The 21296-nt window shown below is 65.0% G+C and carries 17 protein-coding genes and 1 pseudogene; 16 read left to right on the forward strand and 2 right to left on the reverse strand.

The window, feature by feature from the left end:
• Nucleotides 1-25 precede the first annotated feature (25 nt).
• From KI241_RS02030 to gspM, 15 genes are all read left to right on the forward strand, one after another.
• On the forward strand, nt 26-1444 hold the full coding sequence (locus KI241_RS02030; protein WP_123579408.1) for an FAD-dependent oxidoreductase: 1419 nt from the start codon (nt 26-28) through the stop codon (nt 1442-1444).
• A 246-nt stretch (nt 1445-1690) separates the two neighbouring features.
• Nucleotides 1691-2758: a uroporphyrinogen decarboxylase gene (gene hemE / locus KI241_RS02035; protein WP_042731564.1), complete on the forward strand. Its 1068-nt coding sequence runs from the start codon at nt 1691-1693 to the stop codon at nt 2756-2758.
• Nucleotides 2759-3095: 337 nt separating this feature from the next.
• Nucleotides 3096-4562, forward strand: a complete 1467-nt coding sequence (gene gbpA, locus KI241_RS02040) for an N-acetylglucosamine-binding protein GbpA (protein ID WP_123579409.1) — start codon at nt 3096-3098, stop codon at nt 4560-4562.
• Between the two features lie 64 nt (nt 4563-4626).
• Entirely contained in the window at nt 4627-5178 is a 552-nt protein-coding gene (locus KI241_RS02045; protein ID WP_311197327.1) for a cytochrome b/b6 domain-containing protein, read from the forward strand.
• Nucleotides 5175-5696, forward strand: a complete 522-nt coding sequence (locus KI241_RS02050) for a type II secretion system protein N (RefSeq protein WP_212803301.1) — start codon at nt 5175-5177, stop codon at nt 5694-5696. Before KI241_RS02045 ends, KI241_RS02050 begins: the two co-directional genes overlap by 4 nt.
• A gap of 8 nt (nt 5697-5704) precedes the next feature.
• A complete protein-coding gene (gene gspD, locus KI241_RS02055; RefSeq protein ID WP_042731802.1) occupies nt 5705-7621 on the forward strand; it encodes a type II secretion system secretin GspD in 1917 nt (638 codons plus the stop codon).
• Nucleotides 7618-9090: a type II secretion system ATPase GspE gene (gene gspE, locus KI241_RS02060; RefSeq protein ID WP_123579411.1), complete on the forward strand. Its 1473-nt coding sequence runs from the start codon at nt 7618-7620 to the stop codon at nt 9088-9090. Before gspD ends, gspE begins: the two co-directional genes overlap by 4 nt.
• Nucleotides 9091-9094: 4 nt before the next feature.
• Nucleotides 9095-10303 (forward strand): type II secretion system inner membrane protein GspF, encoded by a 1209-nt coding sequence (gene gspF / locus KI241_RS02065; RefSeq protein ID WP_123579412.1) that lies wholly within the window; start codon nt 9095-9097, stop codon nt 10301-10303.
• 3 nt (nt 10304-10306) lie between these two features.
• Nucleotides 10307-10762, forward strand: a complete 456-nt coding sequence (gspG, locus tag KI241_RS02070) for a type II secretion system major pseudopilin GspG (protein ID WP_042731799.1) — start codon at nt 10307-10309, stop codon at nt 10760-10762.
• Nucleotides 10763-10764: 2 nt separating this feature from the next.
• Nucleotides 10765-11382 carry a type II secretion system minor pseudopilin GspH gene (gene gspH / locus KI241_RS02075; protein WP_212803302.1) on the forward strand — a complete coding sequence of 206 codons (618 nt, stop codon included), beginning with the start codon at nt 10765-10767 and terminating at the stop codon, nt 11380-11382.
• Nucleotides 11375-11761, forward strand: coding sequence for a type II secretion system minor pseudopilin GspI (gene gspI / locus KI241_RS02080; RefSeq protein ID WP_212803303.1), 387 nt, complete (start codon nt 11375-11377; stop codon nt 11759-11761). The genes gspH and gspI overlap by 8 nt, the downstream gene beginning before the upstream one ends.
• Nucleotides 11754-12287: a type II secretion system protein GspJ gene (locus KI241_RS02085; RefSeq protein ID WP_042731796.1), complete on the forward strand. Its 534-nt coding sequence runs from the start codon at nt 11754-11756 to the stop codon at nt 12285-12287. Before gspI ends, KI241_RS02085 begins: the two co-directional genes overlap by 8 nt.
• A complete protein-coding gene (locus KI241_RS02090; protein ID WP_053148510.1) occupies nt 12284-13129 on the forward strand; it encodes a type II secretion system protein GspK in 846 nt (281 codons plus the stop codon). The genes KI241_RS02085 and KI241_RS02090 overlap by 4 nt, the downstream gene beginning before the upstream one ends.
• Entirely contained in the window at nt 13129-14235 is a 1107-nt protein-coding gene (gene gspL / locus KI241_RS02095; protein WP_042731794.1) for a type II secretion system protein GspL, read from the forward strand. The genes KI241_RS02090 and gspL overlap by 1 nt, the downstream gene beginning before the upstream one ends.
• The gene (gspM, locus tag KI241_RS02100) at nt 14232-14681 is read left to right on the forward strand and encodes a type II secretion system protein GspM (RefSeq protein ID WP_042731793.1); all 450 of its coding nucleotides are present in this window, start codon (nt 14232-14234) and stop codon (nt 14679-14681) included. The genes gspL and gspM overlap by 4 nt, the downstream gene beginning before the upstream one ends.
• Before the next feature lie 162 nt (nt 14682-14843).
• On the opposite strand, the pseudogene KI241_RS02105 reads toward gspM, so the two are convergent.
• A pseudogene (locus KI241_RS02105) lies at nt 14844-16099 on the reverse strand (MFS transporter).
• A gap of 140 nt (nt 16100-16239) precedes the next feature.
• Between KI241_RS02105 and KI241_RS02110 the strand changes: the two are divergent.
• On the forward strand, nt 16240-17145 hold the full coding sequence (locus tag KI241_RS02110; RefSeq protein ID WP_212803305.1) for a LysR family transcriptional regulator: 906 nt from the start codon (nt 16240-16242) through the stop codon (nt 17143-17145).
• Nucleotides 17146-17200: 55 nt separating this feature from the next.
• Here KI241_RS02110 and KI241_RS02115 read toward each other — a convergent pair whose 3' ends face one another.
• Nucleotides 17201-21199 (reverse strand): DUF6543 domain-containing protein, encoded by a 3999-nt coding sequence (locus KI241_RS02115; protein WP_212803306.1) that lies wholly within the window; start codon nt 21197-21199, stop codon nt 17201-17203.
• Nucleotides 21200-21296 lie beyond the last annotated feature (97 nt).

A 21296-nucleotide genomic window follows, 5' to 3' on the forward strand; every position in this document is an offset into this window, starting at 1 on the left:
TGAAGAGTTTGATGAGGTTTTAACAATGGCTGAACGTCTGAATAACGACTTCCAGTTCATCGATGTCGGGCGCAAGGATCCGAAGAAGAAACTGTTGCGTCAACGCAAGAAAGAGTTCGTGGAAATCTACGAGCCTTTCAAACCCCAGCAGTCGGCCGACCAGGCCCACCGCTGCCTGGGTTGCGGTAACCCGTACTGCGAATGGAAGTGCCCGGTGCACAACTTCATTCCCAACTGGCTGAAGCTGGTGGCCGAGGGCAACATACTCCAGGCCGCCGAGCTGTCGCACCAGACCAACACCCTGCCGGAAGTCTGCGGCCGGGTGTGCCCGCAGGACCGCCTGTGCGAGGGTGCCTGCACCCTGAACGACGGTTTTGGCGCGGTGACCATCGGTTCGGTGGAGAAGTACATCACCGACACTGCGTTCGCCATGGGCTGGCGCCCGGACATGTCCAAGGTCAAGCCGACCGGCAAGCGCGTGGCCATCATCGGCGCGGGCCCGGCGGGCCTGGGCTGTGCCGACGTGCTGGTGCGGGGCGGGGTGACCCCCGTGGTGTTCGACAAGAACCCGGAAATCGGCGGCCTGCTGACCTTCGGCATTCCCGAGTTCAAGCTGGAAAAGACCGTGCTGAGCAATCGTCGCGAAGTCTTCACCGGCATGGGCATCGAGTTCCGCCTGAACACCGAGGTGGGCAAGGACGTGACCATGGAGCAACTGCTGGCCGAGTACGATGCGGTCTTCATGGGCATGGGCACCTACACCTACATGAAGGGCGGCTTTGCCGGCGAGGACCTGCCGGGCGTGTACGACGCGCTGGATTTCCTGATCGCCAACGTCAACCGCAACCTGGGCTTTGAAAAGTCGCCGGAAGACTTCGTCGACATGAAGGGCAAGAAGGTCGTGGTACTGGGTGGCGGCGACACGGCGATGGACTGTAACCGCACGTCGATTCGTCAAGGTGCCAAGTCGGTGACCTGCGCCTACCGTCGTGACGAGGCCAACATGCCCGGCTCGCGCAAAGAGGTGAAGAACGCCAAGGAAGAAGGCGTGAAATTCCTCTATAACCGCCAACCGATTGCGATTGTCGGTGAAGACAAGGTCGAAGGCGTGAAGGTGGTCGAGACCCGTCTCGGCGAACCCGACGCCCGCGGTCGCCGCAGCCCCGAGCCGATCCCCGGATCCGAAGAAATCATCCCGGCCGACGCCGTGGTCATCGCCTTCGGCTTCCGTCCGAGCCCGGCGCCGTGGTTCGAGCAGTTCAGCATCCAGACCGACAGCCAGGGCCGGGTCGTGGCGCCGGAGCAAGGCCAGTACAAGCACCAGACCAGCAACCCGAAGATCTTCGCCGGTGGCGACATGGTCCGTGGTTCCGACCTGGTGGTGACGGCGATCTTCGAAGGCCGTAATGCGGCTGAAGGGATCCTGGATTACCTGCAAGTCTGACCTCGGGTTGGCGTACAGTTAAACCTGTGGGAGCGGGCTTGCTCGCGAATACGGTGTATCAGTTGACAGAAATGTTGCCTGACTCACCGCATTCGCGAGCAAGCCCGCTCCCACAGTCGCTCTGTGGTGTAGGGAATACCAAGTCCACCGCGACAAATTGACCCGATAGACAAAAGGCTGACCTGCATCCGTGCCTTTTGCGTCGCGCTCTGAGAAAATGCCCGCACTTTTTTTCCGGATGCCGACATGACTGCCCTGAAGAACGACCGTTTCCTTCGCGCCCTGCTCAAGCAACCCGTAGACGTCACCCCGGTGTGGATGATGCGCCAGGCGGGTCGCTACCTGCCGGAGTACCGCGCCAGTCGCGCCAAGGCCGGCGACTTCATGAGCCTGTGCATGAACCCGCAGTTCGCCTGCGAAGTCACGTTGCAACCGCTGGACCGTTACCCGCAGCTGGACGCGGCGATCCTGTTCTCCGACATCCTCACCATTCCCGATGCCATGGGCCAGGGCCTGTACTTCGAGACCGGCGAAGGCCCGCGCTTCAAGAAAGTCGTCAGCACCCTGGCCGACATCGAAGCGCTGCCGATTCCCGACCCGCAGAAAGACCTGGGCTACGTCATGGACGCGGTCAGCACCATCCGTCGTGAGCTCAACGGCCGTGTGCCGCTGATCGGTTTCTCCGGCAGCCCGTGGACCCTGGCCACCTACATGGTCGAAGGCGGCTCGTCGAAGGACTTCCGCAAGACCAAGGCCATGCTCTACGACAACCCGCAAGCCATGCACCTGCTGCTGGATAAACTGGCGCAGTCGGTGACGTCCTACCTCAATGGCCAGATCCTGGCCGGCGCGCAAGCGGTGCAGATCTTCGACACCTGGGGCGGCAACCTGTCGGCGGCGGCTTACCAGGAGTTCTCCCTGGCCTACATGAGCAAGATCGTCAGCGGCTTGATCCGCGAGCACGAGGGCCGCAAGGTCCCGGTGATCCTGTTTACCAAGAACGGCGGCCTGTGGCTGGAAAGCATCGCCGATGTTGGCGCCGATGCCCTTGGCCTGGACTGGACCTGCGACATCGGCAACGCCCGTGAGCGCGTCGGTCACAAGGTCGCCCTGCAAGGCAACATGGACCCGACCGTGCTGTATGCCAAGCCCGAGGCCATCCGTGCCGAAGTCGCACGTATCCTCGCCAGCTACGGCAGCGGCAGTGGCCACGTGTTCAACCTCGGCCATGGCATCACCCCGGAAGTCGATCCGGAACACGCCGGTGCCTTCCTGCGGGCGGTGCACGAGTTGTCGGCGCAATACCACCCGTAACAGTTGCAACGTTGACCCCAGCCTGTCCGGACCCGTGCCGGACAGGCTTTTTATTGCCCGTTGTTTATCCACTCAACATCAAACTCATTCACGTCTGATGTTTTCTGTTTGTTTATGTTGGGTGGCTGTTTCTATGGGTAAGAGATTTCTTTTGTCATGTAAGGGGAAATCGATTCAGAGATCATTCCTTCTCCCTTGGGAGATTTGCCCTACATAGCGAGGTTTCGATTTTCTATAAGGTTTCGGCGCTTGCGAGGTGCGGCGCCAAACGATCCGGCGTGCCTTTCAAGATGACGGTTATACGTCCTTAAATCTCGATGACTAGTCTGGAACTTATATGAAAAACAACTTCAACACGCGCAGCACATTAACGGGGTGTGCGTCGTCATTGGTTCTATTGTCGGCACTGGCCGCGTCCCAGGGCGTACTTGCCCACGGTTTTCTTGAAGTACCGCCTTCGCGTGCATTCTTGTGCCAGAAAGGTGAAAACAATCATTGTGGTGGCGCGCAATATGAACCTCACAGCACCGGTGAGACGTTCAAGGGTTTCCCGAATGGCGCAGGCGGTGGTCCGCTGCAAGGCCCCATCGACGGCAAGATCGCCAGCGGCGGCAATTCGCTGTTTTCCGCCCTGGATGCGCAGTCTGCTTCTCGCTGGCAACTGACCGAAATCAGGGATCGGGAGATCGACTTCCAATGGCAATACTCCGCCCCGCACCCGGCGACCAAGCACGAATATTTCATCACTCGCGACGGCTGGAACCCGAACGAGCCGCTCAAGCGTGCGTCGTTCGACAGCGCTCCATTCTGCACGATCGATGGCGCTCATCAGGTTCCAGTGAGTGGCACCAAGCACCACTGTGTGATTCCCGACAGCAAGTCGGGGCATCACGTCATCCTCGCGGTGTGGACGGTGGGCGATACCGACAACGCGTTCTACAACCCGGCGGATGTGAACATCCTCGCCGAAGCGGCATTGCCGGGCGGCTGGTCGCCGGTGGGCAGCATCGCGCCGTCGACCTCGCTGCTGGCGGGTGACAAGGTCAAGGCCCGAGCCTTTTCCGCGACCGGCGAAAACCCGCAGTACAGCGTCGAGATCAGCATCGACAACGCTGAAGAAGGCAAGCCTGAGAACTGGTCGTTCAAACTGGCCGAAGCCATCAACCAGGCCCATGCCCAGATTCGTGCCGGTATCCGCGATGAGGACGGCAACATCACGCCAGTCCAGGGCACCAACAAGCTGTACGCCCAGAAAGAAAGCGGCGTGAGCCGTTACGAAGTGCAACTGGACATGAAGGAAGACGCCAGCGCGAGCATGGCCATCGCGGGCTTGCAGCCGGAGTACGTCCTCGACAACGGGCGGGTCGGCATGACGTTCGCTGCGCAGACCAACCGCAGGATGAACGTCGAAGCCACGTTGTTCGACGAGAACAACAAGCAGGTCGGTGTCGTGAGCCAGACCGTTGGCGAAGGCAACACCGAGCTGCGTATCGACGTGCGCAGCGCGCCGGGCGCCCACACCCTGACGCTGGTGGGCACCACCGAAGACGGCCGGACCACTCGCCAGCAGACCCAGCCTGTCACCCTCGGCGGTGAAGGCGCGGGCATCGAGTACGACTTCGTCTTCCCGGAAGGCCTCAGTGACTACGCCGCCGGCACGAAAGTGCTGCAGCCGAAAACCGATGAAGTCTTCGAATGCAAGCCGTTCCCGGCCTCCGGCTACTGCAAGCAGTACACGCCGACGGCCAACGGTTTCGAGCCGGGTGTCGGTGCTTCCTGGCAAAGCGCCTGGGACAAGCTGTAAGTCCCGACAGGCATGGCCCCAGGCAATCCGGATGGGCTGCCTGGGGCCTTCAAGCGAGAACGTGATGATGCATTCCTCTCATTACTGTGCACGGCGGGTGCTGCTGCACTGGCTGTCCGCGGTCATCATTCTATGGGCGTTGGTGTCGGGCTTTTACGTGGCGTATTACCCGGTGTCGGCGGCCACCGAACATTGGGTCGGCTCGCTCAATGTGTCGCTGACCACGCTGTTCATCCCGTTGTTTGCCTGGCGCCTCTGGCTGTTTGTCGGCGCGCTGCAAACCCGGGAACCGACGCCTTCGGCGATCCACCGGCTGGCCCTGGCGGTGCATGCCTCGATCTACCTGGTCATCGGCGTCGTGCTGGTGACCGGGGTACTGATGATGAAAAGCGCCATCAGTGTGTTCGGGCTTTTCCAGCTCCCTCAGCCGCTGGACGATCCGGCGCTGATCGACTGGGCGAACGCGGCCCATGTCGTGTCCTGCGCGGTGTTGTCGCTGCTCATCGTGCTGCATCTTTGCGCCGTGGCCTGGCATGAATTTTCCGGGCGTCGGGTGGTGCGGCGCATGTCCTTTGCACGGCAGCCGGACGCGCCCGTGCAGCGGTCGCCGCGGTGAGCCTTGCCCGTTGGGCCGGCAGCCGTTCAGCGACGGCCTTGCTGGTGCTCGTGCCGCTGCTGTACGCAGGCTGGCTGGTGGAGCGCGAGTGGCGTTTTCGCCAGGCGCTGGGTCGGGATATGCCGGTGGTGGCTGCCGCGCCGGCCACTCGCGGCTTGCCCAACGTGCAGGCGGTGGCGACCGTGCTTGGCCTGGCCCCCGAAGGTGCCCACGCAGCCAGCGCGGAACCGATGACGTTGCAGGCCAGCTTCGTGGTCGACCAGGGCCTGTCGCGGGCGTTGCTGGCGGATGCGGCGGGGCCGCGCATCTACCAGGTGGGCGAACGCTTGCCCGGTGGCAGCGTGTTGCGCCGGGTCGAACCCGGCCACGTGATGTTGTGGCGCAACGGGCGCGAAGAACGCCTGGCCCTGCAACCGGCGACCCCGCCGCTGTTGCGCCAGGTGGCTGCCGAACCGCCGCGCCAGGCCACGCTGCCTTCCTCGCAATACCTACGCCCGGTCGTCGGGCAAACAGAGTGATCGAATTGATGAACAGTTTTATCCGGGGCCCCGTATCGCGCGTCCTGTTCTGCCTTGCCGTGTGCGGCCCGCTGGCCTTTGCCGGCTCATTGCGGGCCGAGGAAACCCATTGGCAACTGGCGATGAACAATGCCGAATTGCGTGACGTGGTCGAGGAAATCTCGGCAATCCTGGGCAAGACCGTGGTGCTTGATCCCAGAGTGTCCGGGCGCATTACCGTCATGTCGCGCCAGGCACTGGACCGCGAAGGCGTGCGCCGGTTGTTCTATTCGGTGCTCGATGCACACAACTTCACGGTGATCGATGAAGGTGAGCGGATCCTGATCACCCCGGTCGCCGAGGCCAAGACCCGGGCCGGCGCCAGCGACGCCAACAGCGCCACGCCATCGCAATTCGTGACCCGGGTCCTGGACTTGCATTCGAGCATTGCCGCCGATGTCGCCGGGTTGGTCCGGCCGCTGGTGTCGGTCAATGGCTACGTCGGGCCTTCGGTTTCCTCCAACGCGCTGGTGGTCACCGACACCGCCGCCAACGTCCAGCGCATTGCCGGGGTCGTGGCGCAGTTGGACGCCGGGCGTAACCGCAATCACGTGGTGCTGCCCCTGCGCCATGCCCAGGCCGTGGACATCGCGCCGGTAATGGAAGCCGCCACCGGCAAGCGCGACGGCGACACGGCGGGCCTGGTGATTGCCGACGCGCGCAGCAATCGCCTGGTGATCATCGGCGCGCCGGCGGTGCGCCAGCGCCTGGCGGACCTGGCCCGGACCCTCGACGTGCCAGCGGCCGCCTCCCAGGGCAACGCGCGGGTCATCCGCCTGCGCCACAGCGATGCCAAGCAACTGGCCCAGGTGCTGGAAGCGGTCGGCCAGGACCGGAAAACCACGCCCGCTCTGGCCGGCCAGCGGGAAAGCGCCGTCAACGGTGGCTTCATGATCAAGGCCGACGAAAGCCAGAACGCCTTGGTGCTGCTCGCCGAGCCGGCCCAGGTGCGCACGGTGGAAAACATCGTCCGGGAACTGGATCAACCGCGCGCCCAGGTGCTCATCCACGCGGCCATCGTCGAGATCACCGGGGACATCGCTGAGGCCCTGGGGGTGCAATGGGGCCTCAAGAGCGGCAGTGCCACAGGCTTCATCAATTTTCCCGGCACCAAGGTGCCGATCTTCGGCGGGCTGGATGCCGATGCACTGAAAAGCGCGCCAGAAGGCGCGGTCCTGCAGTTGGGGAGTGATCGCTTCGGCGCACTGGTCTCGGCATTGGCGAGCAATACCCACAGCAACCTGCTGTCCACGCCCAGCCTGTTGACCCTGGATAACCAGGAGGCGGAAATCATCGTCGGCCAGAACGTCCCCTTCAAGACGGGCTCCTACGCCACCAGCGGCAACGGCGCCGACAACCCGTTCACCACCGTGGAGCGCAAGGACGTCGGCATCAGCCTCAAGGTCAAGCCGTACATCAACGAAGGTTCCACCCTGCGCCTGGAGGTCCAGCAGGAAGTCTCGGACATCGCCCCCTCGGTCACCGGCGTGGACTCATCCGACCTGATCACCAACAAGCGCGCCTTGAAGAGCACGATCCTGGCGGACGACGGCGAGATCATCGTCATTGGCGGGCTGATCCGCGACAGCGTACGTACCGAGGAAAGCGGCGTGCCGTTGCTGCGCAGCATTCCGTACCTGGGCGCGCTGTTTCGCTGGACCCGCGACACCCAGACCAAAAGCAACCTGATGGTCTTCCTGCGTCCCACCATCGTGCGTAACAACGAAGACCTGGCCGATGTCAGCCGGCAGCGCTACGACGCGTTGCGTGAGCTGAGCAAGCCCGGCTCGCGGCAGAACAATTCGCTGTTGCTGCCCCGGGACGCGCGCCAGTTGTTCGAGGCGTCGGAGACGGCCGCGGGCACCGCGCAGGCGGGTGACTTGTGAGTGACCCGCAGGCCGTGTTGCCCTTTGGTTTCGCCAGGCGCTTCGGCGTGCTGCTGGAAGGCGCGGGGCCGACCTTGAGCCTGGTGATGCGCCGCGATGCGGCGCTGACCGCGATTGCCGAAGTGCGGCGCCTGTGTGGTCGGGAATTGCCGATCCAGGTGCTTGAGCCCGCACTGTTCGCGGTGCGCCTGGCCAGTGTCTACCGCCAGGGCCAGAGCGCCGCCGAGCAGGTTGCCCAAGGCCTGGACGAAGAACTGGACCTGCTCAGCCTGGCCGACCAGGTGCCACAGACCACCGACCTGCTGGAGCAACAGGGCGATGCGCCGATCATCCGGCTGATCAATGCCTTGCTCAGCGAGGCGGTTCGCGAGCACGCCTCGGACGTGCACCTGGAGACGTTCGAGCAATACCTGTCGGTGCGCATGCGCATCGACGGTCAGTTGCAGGAAATGCTGCGCCCGCGCCGGGAGCTGGCGAGCCTGCTGGTGTCGCGGATCAAGGTCATGGCCCGGTTGGACATCGCCGAGAAACGTGTGCCCCAGGACGGACGCATCGCCTTGCGCCTGGCCGGGCACGAAGTCGATGTGCGGGTCTCGACCCTGCCCTCGGCCCACGGCGAGCGCGTGGTGCTGCGCCTGCTCGACAAGCAGGCCGGACGCCTGGACGTGCTGCGCCTGGGCCTGCCCGACGACACCCTGGCGAGCCTGCGGCAATTGCTCGGCAAGCCCCATGGCATCGTGTTGGTCACCGGCCCCACCGGGTCGGGGAAAACCACCAGCCTGTACGCCGCGTTGAGCAGCCTCAACGACCAGAGCCGCAACATCCTCACCGTCGAAGACCCGATCGAATATCACCTGCCGGGCATCGGCCAGATGCCGGTCAACCCGAAGGTCGACATGACCTTCGCCCGTGGCTTGCGGGCGATCCTGCGCCAGGACCCGGACGTGGTGATGGTTGGCGAAATACGCGACCGCGAGACCGCCGAAATTGCCGTCCAGGCCTCCCTGACCGGGCACCTGGTGCTCTCCACGCTGCACACCAACACCGCCGTCGGTGCGGTCACGCGGCTGGTGGACATGGGGGTGGACGCCTACCTGCTGGCATCGTCCCTGGCCGGCATCGTCGCCCAGCGCTTGCTGCGCAGGTTATGCCCGTCCTGCAAGGTGCCCTACGTGGCCGATGCCGCCACCTGCCAGCGCCTGGGGCTGGCTGCAACGGCCGCGCCCCGGCTGTTCAAGGCCCAGGGCTGCGAGCAATGCCAGAAAGGCTATCGCGGCCGTTTCGGTATCTATGAGCTGGTGACGGTGAGCAGCCCGTTTTCGCAACTGATTCACCAGGGCGCCACCGAGCAAGCGCTGGCGAGCGAGGCGCGCAAGACCTCCCGCAGCTTGTTCCAGGACGGCCGCCAACGGGTCTTGGAAGGCCTGACCAGCGTCGATGAACTGTTGCGCGTCACCCAAGAGGATTAGCCCGATGCCGACCTTCGATTATCGGGCCGAAGATGCCCAGGGCCGACGCTGCAAGGGCCGCGTGGAGGCTGACAGCGCCCGTCAGGCCCGGCAGTTGTTGCGCGAACGCGGCTTGCTGCCCTGGGAACTGCACGAAGGCGGGGAACGGCGAACCTTGCGCAGCCGTTATGCCGGATCGCGCTTGAGCCCGGCCGAGCTGGCCTTGTTGACATTGCAACTGTCCACCTTGATCCAGGCCGGCCTGCCCCTTGAAGAGTCGCTGGCGGCGGTGGCGCAACAGAACCAGAAACGTCGTGTTGTCCAACTGCTGTCGGCGGTGCGTGGCCGGGTGATGGAAGGGCATGCGCTGGCGACGGCCCTGCGGGCGTTTCCCCAGGCGTTTCCCGAGCTGTTCTGCGCCACGGTGGCGGCGGGCGAGCAGTCCGGTCATCTCGGCCAGGTGCTGGAGCAACTGGCGAGCTACACCCAGGCGCGCCAGGCGTCGCGCCAGCGCATTCAACTGGCGTTGGTGTACCCGCTGATCCTGCTGCTGGCCTGCGTCGCGATCGTCGCCTTCCTGCTGGGCTACGTGGTGCCGGACGTGGTGAAGATCTTCATCGACAGCGGCCAGCCGCTGCCCTGGCTGACCCAGGCGCTGATCGCCGTGAGCGATGGCTTGCGCCGCCACGGCCTGTGGCTGTTCGCGGCGTTGCTCGGGCTCGTGGCGGTGTGGCGCTGGAGCTTGCGTCAACCGGCGTGGCGCCTGCGCTGGCATCGGTTGCTGTTGCGGCTGCCGTTGTTGGGCGAGGTGTTGCGGGCGATGGAAGCTGCGCGGTTCGCCAGCACCCTGGCGATCCTCAGTAAGAGCGCGGTGCCCCTGGTTGACGCCTTGCACATTGCCGCGCAGGTCATCGGCAACCTGACGATTCGCGCGCGCATGGCCGACGTCGCCCGCTCGGTCCGCGAGGGTGGGACGCTGACCCGTGGCCTGGAGCGCGGCGGCGATATCCCGCCGCTGATGCTGCACATGATCGCCAGCGGCGAGCGGGCCGGTGAGCTCGACAGCATGCTGGCCCGCGCCGCCGAGCAACAGGAAGCCAGCCTCGCGGCGCGGATTGCCCTGGTGGTGAGTCTTTTCGAACCGGCCATGTTGGTGTTGATGGGCGGCGTCGTGCTGCTGATCGTCATGGCCATCCTCCTGCCTATCTTGAGCCTCAACCAATTGGTGAATTGACCCATGCACTCTCCAGACAACCGAGCGGTACCTCTTCAACGTGGCTTTACCCTGATTGAAATCATGGTGGTGGTGGTCATCATCGGCGTGCTCGGCGCCATCGTGGTGCCGCAATTCATGAGCCGCCCCGACCAGGCCAAGGCCACGGCGGCGCGGACCGACATCCAGGCCATCGCCACGGCGCTGGAAATGTACCGGCTCGACAACTTCCAGTACCCCTCGACCCAACAGGGCCTCGAAGCGCTGAGCAAGCGTCCGGGAGGCACGCCCGCGCCGCGGAACTGGAACCCCCAGGGGTATCTGAAGAGCCTGCCGATCGATCCGTGGGGCACGCCTTACCAGTACCTCAGTCCGGGCCTCAGGTCGTTGGACGGCAGCTATGACCTGTATTCGCTGGGCGCCGATGGCGCACCGGGTGGCGATGGGCTGGCGGCCGACATCGGCAACTGGACCGAATGAACATGCGCGCCGGTTACCGTCATACCGTTCACCCAGGGAACGCGCTGAACCCGCGGCGAGGGAGCTTGCTCCCGCTGGACCGCGTAGCGGCCCCCTTGAGTGCTACGCACTCGAACGGCAGCAGGCTACTTCGCCACGACTCAGGTGGCCGCAGTTGCGCCCGTTGCCGGGGTTTTACCCTGCTGGAACTGATGGTAGTCATCGTCTTGATTGCGATCGCGGCCGGCATGGTCAGCCTCGCCGTGGGCCCGAACCCGGCCAGGGAAGCGCGTCAGCAAGCCGGGGCGTTCATCCGGGTGGTGCAGCAGTTGCGCGAGCGGGCGGTGCTGGAGAGCGAGGAATATGGACTGCGCATACACAAGCACGGTTATCAGGCGCTGCGCCTCGACGCCCAGGGCTGGACCGCGGTAGCGACCTTGCAACGCTTGCCGCAGCCACTGTCCCTTGGCCTGGAGCAGGACGGCCACGCCATGGCCCTCGATGACACGCCGGGCGCGCCGCAGTTGCTGATGCTCAGCAGCGATGAAATCAGCCCGTTTCGCCTGTTTGTCCAGGTCGCCGGCCAGCGCTTGTCCGCGGTGTCGAGCGATGGCCTGTCGGAGCCCTCGATCGATGAGTAAGGCGAGCAGGCTGGCGGTCGATAGCCGCGGCTTCACCCTGCTGGAAGTCATGATCGCCTTGGCGATTTTTGCCACGGTGTCGGCAGCGGTGCTTTCTGCCAGCCAGTTCGTGCTCAAGCAGGGCGCCGGGCTGGAGGAGCGGCTGTTCGGCGCGTGGCTGGCGGACAATCAGTTGAGCGAGCTGCGCCTGCACCCGACCCCGGCGCCTGGGCAGCAACGGCTGGACCTGCGCCTGGGGCGTCGCGACTGGACGCTGCAACAGCGTATCGCCGCGGCCCATGATCCGCGCCTGGTCCAGGTCGAGATCCAGGTCAGCCGAGCCGGCAGTCCGGCGGTTGTGCACCGCACCCTGGGGTGGATCCGCCAGCGTGATGAATAGACAGTCGGGTTTCACCTTGTTGGAACTGGTCATCGCCATTGCCATTTTCGCCTTGCTCGGCCTGGCCAGTTGGCGGCTGTTCGACGGCGTCGTGCGAGCCCAGCAAGGCGCCGGTCATCACGAGCGAGACATCCGCGCCTTGCAACGGGCCGTGGGGGTGATCGAGCGCGATGCCTGGCAGGCCGTCCTTGGCTCGGTCGTGCTCGCGCCGACGGGCCTGCAATTGCAGCGCAGCCATTGGCGCAACCCACAGGATCTGCCGCGCAGCGAGCGGCAGGCGGTGGCTTATCGACTCGAAGACCGCGTGCTGTGGCGCGACAGTCGCGCAGAAGGCAGCACCGTTGTGCAGCAGCAGAAATTGCTCGACGAGGTGCGCGGCCTGAGCTGGCGGGTGTTCGATCCGCAGCGCGGCTGGCGCAGCGAAACCGTGCGTGAGGTCGCGCCGCTGGCACTGGAACTGGTGGTGTCGACCGGGCGTTTCGAACAGGTCCGTCGGGTGCTGCTGTTGCCGGGAGCGTTGCCGTGAGTCGACAGCGAGGGGTAGCGCTGATCAGCGTGCTGCTGGTGCTGAGCCTGGCGTTGCTGGTGATCGGTGGCATGTTGCATAGCCATCGCCTGTTGTTGCACAGCAGCGCCCAGCCGCTGCAACAGGTCCAGCTGCGCCAGCTTGGGCTGGCCGGGGAAGCCTGGGCGCAAGCGGTGCTGCAAGAGAGCGTGGCCGCGCCGTCCGGGGTTGTTGACCTGAGCCAGGACTGGGCGCGGCGCGAACCGGCCTGGGCGCTGGACGACGCCCAGGTCCACGTCGCGATCGAGGATTTGTCTGCGCGGCTGAACCTCACCCCGTTGTTGGCCCAGGGGCAAGTCGACCAGGTGACCTTGGGTCGATGGAGCCGATTGCTTGCCTTGCTGGATCTGCCATCGATGTCGTTGCCTCAGGTCGGGGTGGTGCACGAGTTGAGTCAACTGCGCCTGTTGCCTGGCATCGATGGCTCGATGCTGCGGCGCCTGGCGCCTTGGGTGGTGCTGCTGCCCAAGGAGGCCCGGTTGAACGTCAACACCGCGCCGCCGCTGTTGCTAATGACCCTCGACGGCATGGAGGGCGAGCCGGCCAGGGCGTTGGCCCAGCGGCGCTGGCAAACGCCCTACGCCAGTGTGCAGGCGTTTACCAATGATCCGCTGGTGGCCGGCCTGGGCCTCAGCAGCCATGGCCTGGGCGTGACCAGTCGCTGGTTCCGCATCACCGTGAGCGTGACCCGCGCCGGCAACCGTCTGCGCCTGGCTTCGGACCTCGAGCGTGATGCCACGACCGGACGCTGGACCGTGCGCCAGCGTCGTTTCTTACCCTTCAGCCCTGGTGAGCTCCCCTGATGAAAACCTGGCTTTACCTGACCGCCGAAGGCCTGGGCGCGCCCTCTGCCAACTGGCCCTGCTGCATATGGTCGCCGACGGGCGAGCGACGCTGCTTGCCCCTGCACGAAGCGGCCCGTGAACTGCTCGGGCGTGAGGTCGTCGTGCTGTTGCCGATGGAACTGTGCAGTTGGGTGCGCAGCGACCCCTGGCCCTCTCGCCGCCCGCCGCGACCCCAGGCGCTGGCATTCGCCATCGAAGAGCAACTGAGTGAAAACCTGGAAGTGCTGCACATCGCCGTCGGCGCCCGGGACCGGCAGCACCGTTACCCGCTGCTGGTGACGCAACGGGACCGGTTCCGGGCGTTACTGGCCTTGCTCGACGAACAGGGCGTCGCCGTGCGGGCGGTGCACGTCGATGCCGACCTGTTGGCCGGTGACCAGGCGTTTGGCGTGCGCTGGTTTGGCCGCTGGTTGCTGGGCGGCGCGCTGGCGGCACGGGTGGCATTGTCGGGCCCGGCCCTGACGGTGCTCAAGCCGAGTCTTGGCGAGGACATCCACTGGCTAGACGAGGCCCGCGACCGTCCGGGCATCGATGAGTGGTTGCTGAGCGCGGGCGGACACCCCGTTGACTTGTTGCAAGGCGAGTTCCGGCGCCGCCGCCAGCGCTTGCCATGGCGCGGTGCGATGGCCGCGGCGCTGGGTGTATTGGTGCTGAGCTGGGTGTTCAGCGAAGCCCGCGTGCGCTTTCTGGAAGGCGAAACGCGACGGCTGTACAGCCAGAGCGAGCAGCGGTTCCGGGCGCTGTACCCCGGACAAAGCCGCATCGTCGACCTGGCCGCGCAGTTCCAGGCCATGCAGGGGCGCGGCGGACAGGACCAGGACACCCAGGTGGCGCGCCTGGTTCATCTGGTGGAGCGTGTCGTCGGCGCCAGTCATGTCGAGGTGCAGCGCATCGACTTTCGCGCAGGCGAGGGCTGGAAGCTCCAACTGACGGCCAACAGTTTTGTCGAGCTGGAACAACTGCGCGAACGCGGCCAACAGAACGGTCTGCCCCTGATCCTGGGCAGTGCGAGCAAACAAGGCAATCGCGTGCAGGCCATCCTGACGCTGGAGAACGGTGGATGAACGTCAAGGCACTACAGAGGCTGAAACAAGCCTGGGCAGGCGTGTCGCGCCGTGAGCAAGGGTTGTTGCTGGGGACGGCCGGGCTGGTGCTGGTGACCGTGGGCTACACCTCGATCGGGCGCCCCATGGCGCAACGGCTTGAAGTCGCCGAGCGGCAGTACCGCCAACAGGCCGAACTGAGCGTGCGGATCCAGCGCGCGGCACCGGCCCGGGACACCGCGGACCGACCCTTGTCGGTGCGCGTCAATGACAGCGCCACGGCGGCAGGGCTAGACATCGCCGAGATGGAGGTCGATGGCGATGCGCTGCGACTCATGGTCACCGGTGACGCCAACCCATTGCTGCACTGGCTGGACCGCCACGAACGCGACGGCGCGGTGCTGCACGCGCTGACCCTGGAGGTGCGGGGGAAGGTGTTGGAGGCGCGGGTGGTGTTGGCACAATGATTGGTTGGAAAGAGGCGCCTGTGGCGAGGGGATTTATCCCCGTTCGAGTGCGAAGCGCTCGCCATTGGACTGCACTGCGGCGTAGAAACCGAGGCCGCTTCGCAGCCTGACGGGGATAAATCCCCTCGCCACAGGGACTGGGCCGATCCTGGCGGTGTCTGTCTAAACCGCCAGGTTACCTGGCAACACCGGCAACTTCGCCAGCTTCACCGCCACCCACAAGGCCACCACCAGCAACGCGCCGATGAACAGGCCGACCCCGTTCCAACCCCCCACGTGCCAGGCCACGCCGCCCGCCGTGCCGGCCACGCTCGACCCGGCGTAATAGCTGAACAGGTAAAGCGAGGAGGCCTGCCCCTTGGCGGTGAGGGCGCGGCGGCCGATCCAACTGCTGGCGACCGAGTGGGCGCCGAAGAAGCCGAAGGTGAACACCAGCATGCCCGGGATCACCAGCATCAGCGACGTGGCCATCGTCAGTGCGAGGCCGGCCAGCATCAGCGCGATGGTTGCCCAGAGCATCTTGCGCCGCCCCAGCTTGTCCGCCAGCGCGCCGACTTTTGCCGAGCTGTAGATACCCGACAGGTACACCACCGACAGCAGTCCGACGAAGGCCTGGTCCAGATGATAAGGCTCGGCCAGCAGGCGGTAGCCGATGTAGTTGAACAGGGTCACGAAGGCGCCCATCAGGACGAAGGCTTCAAGGAACAGCAGCGGCAGGCCAGCGTCGCGAAAGTGCTGGGTAAAGCCGTCGAGCAGGCTGCGCGGGTGCAGCGAGCGGGGCCGGAAATTGCGCGACTCCGGCAGGATCCGCCAGAAGACCGCCGCGGCGATCAGGGCCAGGCCGCCAATCACCAGCATCGCGGTGTGCCAACTGACGAAGTCGATCAGCACGCCGGTGATCAAGCGTCCGCTCATGCCACCGATGGCATTGCCGGCGATGTACAGCCCCATCGCCAGGCCGATGTGCTTGGGGTGGATCTCTTCGCTCAGGTACGTCATCGCCACCGCGGCCAGCCCGCTCAGCGACAGCCCCACCAGCGCACGCAGCAGCAGGACGCCGTGCCAGGTCGGCATCATGGCGCTGGCTAGGGTGCACAGGGCGGCGGCGAACAGGGCGGCGACCATCACCGGCTTGCGGCCGATGCGGTCGGAAATCGGGCCGGTGATCAACAGGCCGATGGCGAGCAGGCCGGTCGCCACCGAAAGGATCAGGCTGCTTTGCGCCGCGTTGACGGCAAACTCCTTGGACAACAACGGCATCATCGGCTGCACGCAGTACAACAAGGCGAACGTCGCGAAGCCGCCGCAAAACAGCGCCAGCACCGTGCGCATGAACATCGGCGTGCCTTTCTCGATGTAGATGTCCTTCAGTTCAGTGACGACGTCATCCTGTACGCGGGGGGGATTTCATGGGCCAGTGGCGCGACAGCAGTTTTCACGGTGGACCTCGCAGGAGCACGATCAGGCAGGCAGTGAAAAAAGCATATAGCCGGCTAATGTTTCTATCCAATATATTGTTCGACCTGTTTAAGACGTTTTGCGACTTGTTAGGTGGACCATGGAACTGCGTCACCTGCGTTACTTCATCGCCGTGGCCGAAGAACTGCACTTCGGCCGTGCCGCCTTGGCCCTCGGCATCTCCCAACCACCCCTGAGCCAGCAGATCCAGGCGCTGGAGCAGGAAGTCGGCGCGCGTTTGTTCGAGCGCACCAATCGCCGGGTCGAGTTGAGCGAGGCCGGCCGATTGTTCCTCGACGAGGCGCGGCGGGTGCTGGCCCAGGTCGACAAGGCCGCCGATGTGGCCCGTCGCGCGCAGTTAGGCGAGCTGGGCGAGCTGAAGATCGGCTTCACCTCCTCGGCGCCGTTCAACTCCACGATCCCCCAGGCGCTGTTCACGTTCCGCCAGCGCTTTCCCGCCGCGCACCTGAACCTGCGGGAAATGAGCAGCACCCAGGTGGCCGACGGTTTGATGGAGGGGGAGATCGAGGTGGGCATCATGCGACCGTTGCCGCTGCCCGAGTCCCTGAGCGAGATCGAACTCAGCCGCGAGCCGCTGGTGGCCGTGCTCAGCTCCAAGCACCCGCTGGCCCAGGGCAGCGATGCCGGGCTGTTCCTGTCGGCGCTGGCCCAGGAGCCGTTCGTGTTCTTTCCTCGCAGCTACGGCAGCGGTCTCTACGCGCAATTGCTGAGCCTGGCCCGCGACGCCGGTTTCAGCCCGCACTTCGCCCAGGAAGCCGGCGAGGCGATGACCATCATCGGGCTGGTGGCAGCGGGGCTGGGTGTTTCGGTCTTGCCCGCCTCCTACCAGCGCATGCGCATCGACGGCGTCGTCTACCGCCCGCTGCTCGATCCGGCGGCGGTGTCGGCGGTGTGGCTGGTGCAACGCAAGGACCAGCGCTCGCCGATGGCGCGGGCGTTCGTGGCGTTGTTATGTGGCGATGCTGACAGCGACCAGGCCCGCTAGAGCAAGTAAAGTCGACGGCCGTGGCGAGGCAGCAAGCTCCCTCGCCACGCATTGACTAGCCTTCCCAGACCGTCGCAGGTCCGTTGACGTGGTAGTCGTAGAACCCCTGGAGTGTCCAGGTATCGCCCTTGCGTTCAAACGCGGCGCGCCAGGCGCCCTTGCCGCCGCCCGGGGTCAGTTGGGCCATGGTGTACCAGTAGTAGCGGTTGATCTTCTTGGTGGTGATCCGTCCCGCACGAATATCTTCCGTGATGACGTTCACCCTGGTTTGAGCGGCCTGCGAGAAGGTGGCGTACGCCATCTGGGCTTCAGCCAATGGGCTGTTGGTGACGGTGAACTTGTCCGGTGCCGGCGACGGGGCGGGCAAGGCCGTGGAGGGCTCGGCGGACGTTGTGCCTTCCACTTTGTGGCTTCGGGCCTGGGTCACGAGCTCGATGTCGAAGGGTTCGTAGTTGGCCAGTGTCCGGCTGAAGTTGGTGATGTCTTCCCCGGTGAGCAGTGTGACGTCGCGTTGTGCCTGGCCTTTGTTGGCGATGATGTAGGGCACTCGATTGTTGCGGATCTCGGTCAGCAGCCCGGGCTTGTGCCTGCGCTGCTTTTCTTCGCGCAGGGCGGTGATCAGCTCGTTGTAGTATTGCGCCGAGTTCGTGTAGCTGTCCCGGGCCGACTGTGCTTCTGGATTATTGCCGGGCAATCGCGCCTGCACGTGGGCCTCCAGCCTGGCTTCCACGGCATTCAGCATCTCCCGGGTGTCGTTCGCGATCTTGTCCATGGCCGCTTTCTTCTTTCCGCCTTTGGAGGTGAACGTCATGAAGATGGCGCCGGTGATGTTGTCGGTGATGACCGTTGTATGGACCTGGATCCGGTCTTCGGTGAAGAAGATATTCTTGTGCGTCATTATCGTGTCGTAGATTTTTATTTTCTGGGCTTCGCTCAGGGTAACGCTGGAGACGTTGGTCTCGATGCTCTCGCAACTGAGCACGACGATGCTCCAGGTGTTCATCTTGTCCAGCAGGTCCCGCAGGCTGGCCCTGCGTTTGGCCAGATCACCCTGGCTGCGGGTCCAGTCGGTTATCTGGGTACGGTAAGCGTTGATGTCGGCGACACCGACGTCCGCCATGCTCTCGCGGAGTATGCGTTCGGCCAGCGCTTCGGGCATCGAGTCGAAAATGGCCTTTGCGGTGCTGACGGCTTCACGGGTGGGGTAGCGATTCATCACCAGTACGGCCTCCACCAAGGCGGCGCATGTACGCTGCTGCGGTGTTTCCGGCGGACGCCCGAACAGGCTCAGGAACGGGCCGCCGCCCCTGAGCCGATCGCGCTCCACCACGCGCCAGCGGTCATTTTCCCAAACGACCGTTCGCTGATTCGAGCGGTTGTCCGGCGCATAGATGATCCGTTCGCCGGCCTGGACCGCCGTTTTGTAATAGCCATCCCCCAGCATCAGGTAGCCCTGGCCATCAGCGCCCCTGTACCGGTGGCGCCCCTCGGCAATCAACCCGTGCCCGTCGAAGCCGTTGAGGCGGAAGGGGTCCAGCTCCGGATCCGGTAGCCGCGGCAGGGACGACAGCGTCGGGCGTGCCTGCCGACGGCGCCCAGCGCGGGCCATGATCAGGTCCTGGCCGGCTTCGGCGATGACCTCGCCCAGCCCCGCGATAAAGTCAGTGGTCCATTGGTGAACGCTACCGCCTTCGTCATCGATGGCCGACACCGCGGCACCGCCCACCATGGTTGGCAGGATCGCGCGACCCAACAGGCCGCCGAGCCGTCCCACCGGGAACATCGACATGGCGCCGGTCAGCAGCATGACGGCGTTCCCACGCCCTTGCTGTGCAAACGCGCTGTCGCGCTCGGCATTGCTCACCGTCAGCATCTGCGTGGTCTTGATCGCGTGGGTGATCTGCGTTTCGTGCAGCACCTTGAACAGGTCGGCCTCCACCGTGGGGGCGGCAATTTTCTTCGCGAAGTCATTCTGTGCCCGGTCCTTCGTCCAGGCGAAGACAGAGCGCGTGACGGTCTTGATTTTTTGCTCGAACGTCAGGTTTTCTGACAGCGGCACCAGGCTGGCAAGCTGCTCGGCCTGTTCCAGTAACGGCAACTGCGCAATCAGCCAGCGGGTCATCTGCGGTGTGGCGGTGAGGGTCTGCACCACGCTCGCTTCCAGCGTCCGGCTGCTCGCCGCGTCGACGTCCCTGAACACCTTGCCGTCGGGAGCGCCCGGTGTGTAGAGCGTCAGCGAAGGGCGACTGGCGAGTGACTTGACCCCGAACGCCAGCACGTCTTTCAAGACGCTGTCGCCCCATTGCAGTTGACGAACCACCGCCTCATGCCCGCCGACCTTGCCACGGCCTTTCGCCGTGGGGCTGTCCAGCGCCGCCAGCACCAGTTTGAGCCCGGTATTGTCGCGGTCATGCCGCAGGTCGCCGGAAATGTGCGCCGCCCACACCTGTGCGCGCATCTGCTGCGCTTTCAGGGCCATCCAGGGCGCTTGGGTCTGCCAGGCGGCCACTTGCACTTCGGTCGGCAGGCGGGCGCCCACATTGGCCCTTTCGATGACCTCGACAATCTGCGCGAAGCTCAGCGGCCCATCCACGGTGGTGTGAGGCGCATTGCGTTCTTCCAGCGTCAGGTTGGACATTGCCCATTGCGTCAGGGAGCGACGATCATCGACGACGCCCCTGACACTGCCTTGGGATACTCCGGACCCAAACGGTGAGCCGCCGGTCGGGGCGTGGGGGTCGATCACCTCTTTGCGGATGCTCAGCGACACATCGTCGGGGTCGACCGGCGGGTATTTCTCGCGGATCAAACCTGCGAGCAAGGTGCGGGTGCGAGCGCGAAGGGCATCCGGGGTGGCCAGTGTCACCGGGTCTGGCGCGGGCGGTTTGTCCACCAGCGTGGTTTGCACGGCTTGGGTCGCTTCCCACCACGCCAGGCGATCGCCGCCGGTGACGTGAGGGTTGCCGTGCAACCAGTCGTCGAGCTTGTTCAGCCCCAGCCGCAATTCGCGTTCGTCCATGGCCGCGGCCAGGTCCAGCCGATTGCCCAGTTGCGCGGCGGCGTCCAGCCTGCCCAACCAGGTGCCGATCTCCTGTGTTTGTTCCGGGCCGCCGAGGAACACGCTGGCGACGGCGCTCTTTTGCTCTGTCCGCAGTTCGCTGACCAGGCGGGCCAGGAAATTTTCGGTGATGGGGGCCGTTTCGATCTCGTCTCCGGGGTCGCCGTCTTCCTTCAGGCTGGCCTTGAGCGCCGCCAGGTCGTCGTGGATGTGCAGCGGCTCGCCGGGACGGTACAGCAGCGCGCCGCCTGACTCGTTGGGGTCTGCATGTTGGGTCAGCACCGCGGCCATGGGCACCGGCACGCTGACCGCCCACCCGGACGGGATCACGCTCAGGCTGTGGACGCCGGGACGTTGGTGTTCCGCCATCCGTGCCCGCGACGCTGCGTCCGGTGCCGGCAGCGTGCGCTCCGTCAACGCCTTGTACATCGACGGGCGCAACGTTGCGTCCAACTGGTGCAGGTCTGCCTGGGCCCTGAGTTGCAGGGCCAGCTCGGTGGCCAGCCATTGGCTGATGCTCAGGCCCTGGCTGAAATCGGCGGAGCTGGCCCAGAAGTCGTCCAAGGCCTGGGTCAGCAGTTGAATGCACGACGCCGGGGGTAGGCTGATCAGGTGCTTAAGGTTGGCCAGGGCTTGGGAGGTGGGCCGGGTGTGATGCTGATCGATGACGAGTTCGATGTCGCTGGCCTCGTCGAAGAATGCGAGCGCATCCAAGCGCCCGGCGATCGCCCGCTCGAACAGCGTATCGAGGCGGACCGTGGTCTTGATCCCGTCCTGCTGCCGGCAGACGAACAGGTCCTGGGCGGTGAGGTGGTCGGACAGGTCGGGGAGGACGCGGCGCAGCCCGTCATTCAGGTGCCGGGCCAGCACTGTCGAGGAACGTGGCATGGCGCCGTTCAGGCGAATCATCCGCTGCTGCGAGGCCTCCAGCAGGTTTATCAGCGGGGCGCTCGGGTCTGTCGGGCTATCGGCCCGCGAGGGGGTGGTGTCCAGCATGTTGTTCTTCCTGGGAAAGTGTTCGGAAGAACAACCTATTGAAGCGCGGAGAGCGCCGGGCGGTAGATAGATACCGCCCGGCGCGGCGCCAGGCAAG

It is taken from the genome of Pseudomonas sp. Cab53 (assembly GCF_018325965.1).
In the GTDB taxonomy this organism is placed as follows: Bacteria; Pseudomonadota; Gammaproteobacteria; order Pseudomonadales; family Pseudomonadaceae; genus Aquipseudomonas; species Aquipseudomonas chlororaphis_E.